Genomic DNA, 6708 nt, shown 5'->3' with positions numbered 1-6708 from the left:
CGACGGGATATAGAACAGGCGGTTTTGAGGGAAAACAAAAAAAGACAAAACCTGATAGATATAGAAGTAACCTCCAATAATCCGAATATAATGCTCGGAGATATAGCTAAGATGCTGGTTTGGATTCCGGATCACAAAATATTCAAAAACGGGAAAGTACCTATAGAATCCTATAAAATCACGGAGATTATACATAACTTTGCCGATGGTGAGGGGTATACCAATACCTTTTACGGAGTGCCTAAAGACCTGAGTGTACCTTTTTACACAGACCTTACCGATACCCCCAAGGCAGACATCCAGCATGCCAAGGTTATAGATAATAAAGACCCACAGAAAATGGGAAGGGTACGGGTACAATTTACCTGGCAGCAGCCGTCAAACAGCAGTACCCCTTGGGTACAGGTGATACAGCCGCATAGTGGGGGAAGCAAGGGTACGTATTTTAACCCGGAGATTGGGGAAATGGTCTTATGTGCCTTTCAAGGAGGCAATGCCGAATGTCCGGTAGTACTGGGGACTGCCTATAACGGAGGGGAAATTGCGGCGTATTATACGCAAGGGAATGATATAAAGGTGATACAAACCCGCAGTGGAACCAAGATTATCTTTAACGATGCCCAAGGGAAGGGATCCATCTTGATAGAAGACCCCAGCGGAAACAAAATGTTTATGGATGGTGAAGGGAATATCTCGGTACATGCGCCTAAAAATTTTTCTGTACATGCCGGGGAAGATATAAAGCTGAGTGCCGGAAAAAATATGGTTACCAACGTAGGAATAGATCAAACCACAAGCGTAGGGAAAAATTCCTCCACCCAGGTAGGCAGGCAGTATTCCTTGTTTGCCGCGGATATCTATGAAGAAGCTCTAGGAAATATAAGCTCTAAAGCAAAAGAAGCAATGGAAAATGCACAAGAAAAAGTAACTTCAACTCAAGGAAAAACCCAGTTTCATTCTCGTGAAAATTTTAAAACGAACAGCGGGGAAAAATCCAGATTATTTTAAGAGTTATGGCAGGAGGAAAAATAATGAAAATAGCAGGAAAAAAGATAATTCAGGAATACGAAACCCTAACCTGTTATAATGAGAATTTTACCATAAATGCCGGAGAGGCCATAGAGCTTACTACCGATGCGGAAATGATTTGCGGAGACCCTGAAGAACCAAAAACCGGGGGCAAATATATTATACGGGGCTGGTGGAGCTCTGATAGAGATGGGCTTATTAAAATACACAAAGCCTGTTTAGGTGATACTGTGTTTTTCCAGATTGAAACCCAAAATATTCCTATATATAATGAGGCAAACGATGTCATAGATGAAGACCTGAGCCGGCTACATATTTCCTTTTATGACTTACAACTGGGATATATGGGATTTGATTTTATAGCCAGTGATCGGGAAATTAAAGGTGGACCTAAGTATGCCTATATCAATGAAGAAAACAGGGCCTGTATTCCTATTAAAATACTGTATAATGATTTGACCATAGACTTTGTAAAAGAAGATAATACTCCGGGAGATATAGAAATATATTGCGTGGCAGAATACAAACCCTCATACAGTATCGGGTCAATTAATAATAACGGACCGGTATACCAGAAAGAAAGCTTACCGGTTTCTTTTCGGGATTACCTTAGTGTGGGGCTACCCGATATTCCCGATTTATATTTTATAAAACCCGGAATCAATTACCAGTTTCCCGAAATACGAAGCAGTGAGGGAAATGTTATTTACCTGCAATTATTGTTAAGCCAGGAGGATTATACCCAAAAGAAAATAGATCAGGCCAAAGAAAAAATAAAAGGAAAAATAAAGGGAGTAGCCAAAGATGCCATGAAAGAAGCTACTGCAAAAGCATTGGACAAGTTTAAGGAATATTCTTATACGCTGGCTATACGCGAGTTAGAAAAAGGTTCTCTTATGTACACGGACGGAAGGGTAATACACCGCAAAAACGTATATGATACGGATATTACTATGATAGACGGAAATGTACGTAATATAAAGCGGGCATCTAATACCGGTTTTCGTGTGGCACACCCTACCCTGCAGGGAGACACCCACTATGCCACCACCCTGGGACTAAACCAATTGGAAGTTTTCGCCCAAAGCCATCCTGTACACACAGCAGCAAACCTGAGTACTAAGATATTTGAAACCCTAAGCTTTGTTATTGATGTACAGGAAATGGAACAAAGCCTGTCTACAGGCACCCCGGATTATAAAGGATTGGGAAATCTGGCACTAAAGAAATTCTTTGGTTTTTTCCCTTCTTGGGTAGGTAAAATGGCCGGGCATCTTTCTATAGCGGTAGATTTATTGGTTGACCAATATAGCAAAGATCTTGAGGAACTTATAGAAGAGCAGGCTTATGAAACCTTTTTAAATAAAAAAGAAGAGGGTATGAAAAGCATGGAAAAATTTTTACAATATGATAGACCTAATAAAAACTTATTAGAAGAAAAGATTACTGAATTAGGATTTAGATTTTTATCGATTAGTACTCCTACCTTACAAAAGCTTTTAGCCAAGGAATTTAAAGCTTTTAAGGAATTAACTGATTCTAATTTTGAAAATAGAAATAAGCATGGAATAGTATTTAGAGGAATCTGGAATCAATACTATAAACGATATGATAATTTTATTTACTGTATTTTTATTGACGAAAAAAGTTTAGATGTATGAAAAACTATATTTTATTATTAGGTATTTTACTTTTTACAAGCTGTAAAACTAAAGAAGATTATTCTAAATATACATTTATTGATGAGATAATTGAAAGCAAAGAGTATGAAATTATTACTTTAATGAAAGAAGAAGATATATTAACTAATGCTTATGGATATTATATTCCACAAGGAAGAGTATTTGATGAAAATTCAGATTCTGAAAAAACAAAAAGAATTTTGGAGATACCTTTTATTTTATTTAATAAAAATAATCTAATATATTTCACAATAGAAAGTAAAAAAAAGAATAAAAATTACCTTATAGAGTATAATATAAATAATAATAATATTGATTCTCTAAAAGATTTTTCTGGAGAAGATTATTCTATTTGGCTAAAAGATTTAGAGCATTTTTATCAAAAACAACGTTTTTCTTTTGTTAATTTTAAATTTCCTGAAGCAGAGGAATATTATAAGGTAATTAAAGAGGAATATTATAGTGAAATTTCTGAAGAAAAGAAAAATAAAATATTAGAAGAATATAAAGACAGTAAAGAAGAAATAAAACAAGCTGTTATTGAAACCTATTCATTACGATATACTATAACCTATGCAGAATTACAAATGCCTAAGGAAAAAATCCATTTTAAATTTAATAGTGATTTAAAAAAGAAAATAGAGTTTTTTGGAAATGAAGAATTATATAAAAAAGGATATATGTTTATATATATTTTTTATAATTTGGATATGTTCCCACATTCTGGCGGTTTATATGTAATACGACCTAAGACAAAGAAATAAAACTAAATCTTTAAACGGTAATAATATAAAGTCTTTATTTTATTATATCTGTGCAAATATTGAAAAAACTAACCTTTTATGAAAAACTCTATTTTATTATTAGGTATTTTACTTTTTATAAGCTGCAAAACTAAAGAAGATTATTCTAAATATACATATATTGATGAGGGAATAGAAAGTGATATATATGAAATAAGTACAATCTTTCCTAAAGAAGTGGAATTATTAACCATTTTTGGTCCCCCTTATGCTTCTGACCCAAGAACCTATCGTGCTGAGGAAATCAATCAAATGCCTTTAATTGCATATGATCAGTCTAATTTTTTGTATTTTAGATATATGAATAATTATAAAATTAACGATTTCAAATATAATATGACAAAAAATATGACTGATACATTAAGTACTGAAGACATGAATGTTATACGTAATTCTTATGCTCATAAGGAAAATAAATTTGTTAATTTTAAATTCCCTAAAGCAGAGGAATATTATAAGGTAATTAAAAAGGAATATTATAGTGAAATTTCTGAAGAAGAAAAAAAGAGAGTTTTAGAAGAATATAAAGACAGTAAGGAAGAAATAAAACAAGCTGTTATTGAAACCCGTTCATTACGATATACTATAACCTATGCAGAATTACAAATGCCTAAGGAAAAAATTCATTTTAAATTTAATTGTAATTTAAATAAAAATATTGAACTCTTTGGTAATGAAGAATTATATAAAAAAGGATATATGTATATATATATTTTTTATAATTTGGATATGTTCCCACATTCTGGCGGTTTATATGTAATACGACCTAAAACAAAGAAATAAAACTAAATCTTTATAAAGTTTTTATTTTTTTATATCTGTGCAAATATTGAAAAACTAACCTTTTATGAAAAACTATATTTTATTATTAGGTATTTTACTTTTAATAAGCTGCAAAACTAAAGAAGATTATTCTAAATATACATTTATTGATGATAATCTTAAAAGTAATAACTATGAAATTGTATCTCTAATGTCGGAGAAATATCAAATCAAAAATATGTTAGGGTATACCTTGACTAGAGGAATGTTTTCTCCTGAGCAGGAAAAAAAAACATGGGATATGCCTTTGATATATTTTAATAAAAAAAATATGATTTTTTTTATTATATATGACCGTGATAATTCTATTGCTTATTATATGAAATATGATTGTCTGACTAATAAAAAAGATACCATTAATAACGAGGATAGTATTCAAAGATACAAAAAGATTTTTGAGGATAATTATAAGAAAAAAAATGATTTAGTAGATTTTAAATTCCCTGAAGCTGAAAAATATTATAAGACAAAAAGTGAATTAAAAGATACCATATCAAAGGAAAATATTAAAATAATTTATGAAAAATACCCTGATAATGAGAATAAAAGAAATCAAATGAAAAATTTGATGTCTATCTATTATAAAACAGATTTCATTAATTTACATATGCCTAATGAAAATATTAAGTTTAAATATAATTTATTAGGTAATGGTAAAATTATCTTCTTTGGCACTGAAGAATTATACAAAAAAGGATATATATTTATATACATATATAACATTTCAAACATATTCCCACATTCTGGCGGTTTATATGTAATACGCCCTAAAACAAAGAAATAAAACTAAATCTTTAAACGGTAATAATATAAAGTCTTTATTTTATTATATCTGTGCAAATATTGAAAAACTAACCTTTTATGAAAAACTATATTTTATTATTAGGTATTTTACTTTTTACAAGCTGTAAAACTAAAGAAGATTATTCTAAATATACATATATTGATGAGGGAATAGAAAGTGATAAATATGAAATAAGTACAATCTTTCCTAAAGAAGTGGAATTATTTACCATTTTTGGTCCCCCTTATGCTTCTGACCCAAGAACCTATCGTGCTGAGGAAATCAATCAAATGCCTTTAATTGCATATGATCAGTCTAATTTTTTGTATTTTAGATATAAGAATAATAATAAAACTAATGATTTCAAATATAATATGTCAAAAAATATGATTGATACTTTAAGTACTGAAGACATGAATGTTATACGTAATTCTTATGCTCATAAGGAAAATAAATTTGTTAATTTTAAATTCCCTGAAGCAGAAAAATATTATAACATTGTTAATAAGGAATATTATAGTGAAATTTCTGAAGAAAAGAAAAATAAAATATTAGAAGAATATAAAGACAGTAAGGAAGAAATAAAACAAGATATCATAAAAACTTTTTCAATAAGATATAATATCCTTTATGCAGAATTGCAAATGCCTAAGGAAAAAATCCATTTTAAATTTAATAGTGATTTAAAAAAGAAAATAGAGTTTTTTGGAAATGAAGAATTATATAAAAAAGGATATATGTTTATATATATTTTTTATAATTTGGATATGTTCCCACATTCTGGCGGTTTATATGTAATACGCCCTAAAACAAAGAAATAAAACTAAATCTTTAAACGGTAATAATATAAAGTCTTTATTTTATTATATCTGTGCAAATATTGAAAAACTAACCTTTTATGAAAAACTATATTTTATTATTAGGTATTTTACTTTTTACAAGCTGTAAAACTAAAGAAGATTATTCTAAATATACATATATTGATGAGGGAATAGAAAGTGATAAATATGAAATAAGTACAATCTTTCCTAAAGAAGTGGAATTATTTACCATTTTTGGTCCCCCTTATGCTTCTGACCCAAGAACCTATCGTGCTGAGGAAATCAATCAAATGCCTTTAATTGCATATGATCAGTCTAATTTTTTGTATTTTAGATATAAGAATAATAATAAAACTAATGATTTCAAATATAATATGTCAAAAAATATGATTGATACTTTAAGTACTGAAGACATGAATGTTATACGTAATTCTTATGCTCATAAGGAAAATAAATTTGTTAATTTTAAATTCCCTGAAGCAGAAAAATATTATAACATTGTTAATAAGGAATATTATAGTGAAATTTCTGAAGAAAAGAAAAATAAAATATTAGAAGAATATAAAGACAGTAAGGAAGAAATAAAACAAGATATCATAAAAACTTTTTCAATAAGATATAATATCCTTTATGCAGAATTGCAAATGCCTAAGGAAAAAATCCATTTTAAATTTAATAGTGATTTAAAAAAGAAAATAGAGTTTTTTGGAAATGAAGAATTATATAAAAAAGGATATATGTTTATATATATTTTTTATAATTTGGAT

7 protein-coding genes are annotated in these 6708 nt (G+C 29.1%); all 7 read left to right on the top strand.

Annotated features, from left to right (window positions below):
- Positions 1-1008: phage baseplate assembly protein V (locus tag C4S76_RS11775; RefSeq protein WP_221404994.1), on the top strand; the 1008-nt coding region annotated here is incomplete at its 5' end.
- A gap of 5 nt (positions 1009-1013) precedes the next feature.
- A complete protein-coding gene (locus tag C4S76_RS06350; protein WP_105193639.1) occupies positions 1014-2690 on the top strand; it encodes a hypothetical protein in 1677 nt (558 codons plus the stop codon).
- Positions 2687-3475: a hypothetical protein gene (locus C4S76_RS06345; RefSeq protein WP_105193638.1), complete on the top strand. Its 789-nt coding sequence runs from the start codon at positions 2687-2689 to the stop codon at positions 3473-3475. The genes C4S76_RS06350 and C4S76_RS06345 overlap by 4 nt, the downstream gene beginning before the upstream one ends.
- Positions 3476-3553: 78 nt before the next feature.
- Positions 3554-4297: a hypothetical protein gene (locus C4S76_RS06340; protein WP_105193637.1), complete on the top strand. Its 744-nt coding sequence runs from the start codon at positions 3554-3556 to the stop codon at positions 4295-4297.
- Between the two features lie 64 nt (positions 4298-4361).
- Entirely contained in the window at positions 4362-5120 is a 759-nt protein-coding gene (locus tag C4S76_RS06335; protein WP_105193636.1) for a hypothetical protein, read from the top strand.
- A 77-nt stretch (positions 5121-5197) separates the two neighbouring features.
- A complete protein-coding gene (locus tag C4S76_RS06330; protein ID WP_105193351.1) occupies positions 5198-5941 on the top strand; it encodes a hypothetical protein in 744 nt (247 codons plus the stop codon).
- A gap of 77 nt (positions 5942-6018) precedes the next feature.
- Positions 6019-6708, top strand: a 690-nt coding sequence (locus tag C4S76_RS06325) for a hypothetical protein (protein ID WP_146105708.1), incomplete at its 3' end; no start/stop codon positions are given.

It is taken from the genome of Apibacter adventoris (genome assembly GCF_002964965.1).
GTDB lineage: Bacteria > Bacteroidota > Bacteroidia > Flavobacteriales > Weeksellaceae > Apibacter > Apibacter adventoris.
Note: the sequence above shows the minus strand (reverse complement) of the source record. Positions and strands in the feature narration are given on the sequence as shown.